Origin of the sequence: Rhizobium sp. PRIMUS64, assembly GCF_023006465.1 — a bacterium.
Classification (GTDB): domain Bacteria; phylum Pseudomonadota; class Alphaproteobacteria; order Rhizobiales; family Rhizobiaceae; genus Rhizobium; species Rhizobium leguminosarum.
Genome location: NZ_JALBGX010000275.1, coordinates 1 through 1,949 on the forward strand (window position 1 = coordinate 1; position 1,949 = coordinate 1,949).

Sequence of the window (1,949 nt, forward strand, 5' to 3'; positions counted from 1 at the left end):
CGTGCGGGAGGCGCCGAAACGATCGGCAAGCTGCTGTTCGTCCAACGCTGCGCCCGCCGCCAGCGTGCCGGCGGCGATCTCGTCGGTCAGGGCGTTGCGAATGCGATCGGAGAGCAAGCCGCGATCATCGCCGTCATCCTCGGTTTCGAAACCATTCGCCATTCCGTCATCTCCGATCTGTTTCAGGCATCGGCCCCAAGCGCCCGCGTATGCGATTGCGTGCCCCTTCTGCGTATACACTTTTGGCATCACGAAGGTGTTACGTATTCAATAATTGACGTTATGTCGGATGGGAATACATAAATCTCCAGAAAGCAGCCTTCTGCATACAAGAAGCCGCTTCAAATACCGAGTTTGACGAAGGGAGCGCGCAACCCGACGAAGGCCAGTGCCTCGCGCCCGGCTAGCGAACCGTTCCGACACGGCATCACAGGCCAACCGATTTTGACTTGGCTTCCGTTCTTCGGTCCCGAGCCGACATGCTTTCGATCCTTCAATTCCTGGACGCACAAGGAACCAGATCATGATGATGAACAGACGGACTTTCTCGGCCGCCCTTGTTGCCGGCGCTGCCGCTTCTCTGCTTGCCACACGCGGCATGGCCGCGACATCCGCTCCCATAAAGGCGCGCAACGTCGTGCTGGCGCACGGGCTGTTTGCCGACGGCTCGTGCTGGACCGAGGTGATCGCGCGCCTGCAGGTGGCCGGGCTCAATGCCACGGCGGTGCAGAACCCGCTGACGACGCTGCCGGAGGCTGTCGCTGCCGTGAAGCGGGTGCTCGACCGACAGGATGGCCCGACGGTTCTCGTTGGGCATTCATTTTCCGGCATGATGGTTACCGAGGCCGGCGTGCACCCGGATGTTTCGGCGCTCGTCTACGTGGCGGCGCGGGCACCGGATGCAGGTGAGGATTATACCGCTCTCGCTAAGACTTTCCCAACGCCGCCGGCTTCGGCCGGCATCGTCTTCGACGGTGACGAGGGTCGGCTGAGCGAGGAAGCCTTCCTGCGTGATTTCGCCGGCGACCTGCCGGAGACGAAGGCGAAAGTGCTCTATGCCGTGCAGCAACCGTTCCAGAAGGCGCTGCTGACCGGCAAGACGACGCAGGCCGCCTGGCGTTCGAAGCCGAGCTGGTATGCCGTCTCGACCGAGGACCGGACGATTAATCCCGATCTCGAACGCTTCATGGCCAAGCGCATGGGCGCGAAGACGATAGAGGTGAAGGCCAGCCATCTGTCGCTGATCTCCCACCCCGACGAGATCGTCCGATTGATCCTCGACGCGGCGGGGCAGAATAGGGACTGATGCCGAGGCCGGGAAGCGGCAGGGCCGCGGCGGCATCCCTAAGCGGCGAGGGGCCGCCGCTCCTCTCATATCGGTCGGCGCAGCGGCCTGAACGCTGCACGAAGCTCGGCGGAGAAGAGCTCCGGCTGCTCCCAGGCGGCGAAGTGGCCGCCCTTGTCGACCTTGTGGAAATAGATAAGGTTGCGATAGGCGCGACGGGCCCATGTCTCCGGGGCCTGGTAGCTCTCCCCAGGAAAGACGGTGATGGCGACCGGAAGCGCGATCTTGGAGGTCTTCTCCCCGGCCGCAAGGACGGGACTGCGCCCGCCGCCATATTCCCAGTAGATCCGGGCCGAGGAAGCGGCGCTGTTGGTCAACCAGTAAAGCGTGATGTCGTCGAGCACCTCGTCGGGAGACTTTTCGGGATCGCTGCTGTCGTAGGTCCAGTGCGTGAAGCCTGGATGACCGAGCGTCCATGCCGCAAGGCCGGCCGGGGAGTCCGATATGGCGTAGCCGATCGTCTGCGGCCTCGTGCCCATCATCGTGGCATAGGACCTGTTCCCCATCTTGGCTGCGGCGCTGAGGGCATCGAACGCCGCGCGTTCCTCGGTGGAGAGTCGCTTCGGCGCCGGCCCGCCCGCGGCGAGCACCGCGGCAACTTCGG

General features: G+C 63.8%; 3 protein-coding genes. 1 reads left to right on the forward strand and 2 read right to left on the reverse strand.

The features are described from left to right. A partial coding sequence (locus MOV76_RS38985; protein ID WP_247266577.1) for a GntR family transcriptional regulator occupies nt 1–162 on the reverse strand: 162 nt, incomplete at its 3' end. A gap of 361 nt (nt 163–523) precedes the next feature. On the opposite strand from MOV76_RS38985, the gene MOV76_RS38990 reads away from it, so the two are divergent. Next, nucleotides 524–1,306, forward strand: a complete 783-nt coding sequence (locus MOV76_RS38990; RefSeq protein ID WP_247266576.1) for an alpha/beta fold hydrolase — start codon at nt 524–526, stop codon at nt 1,304–1,306. Between the two features lie 65 nt (nt 1,307–1,371). Here MOV76_RS38990 and MOV76_RS38995 read toward each other — a convergent pair. Next, nucleotides 1,372–1,949 (reverse strand): alpha/beta fold hydrolase (locus tag MOV76_RS38995; protein ID WP_408988014.1); only part of this gene is annotated, 578 nt, incomplete at its 5' end.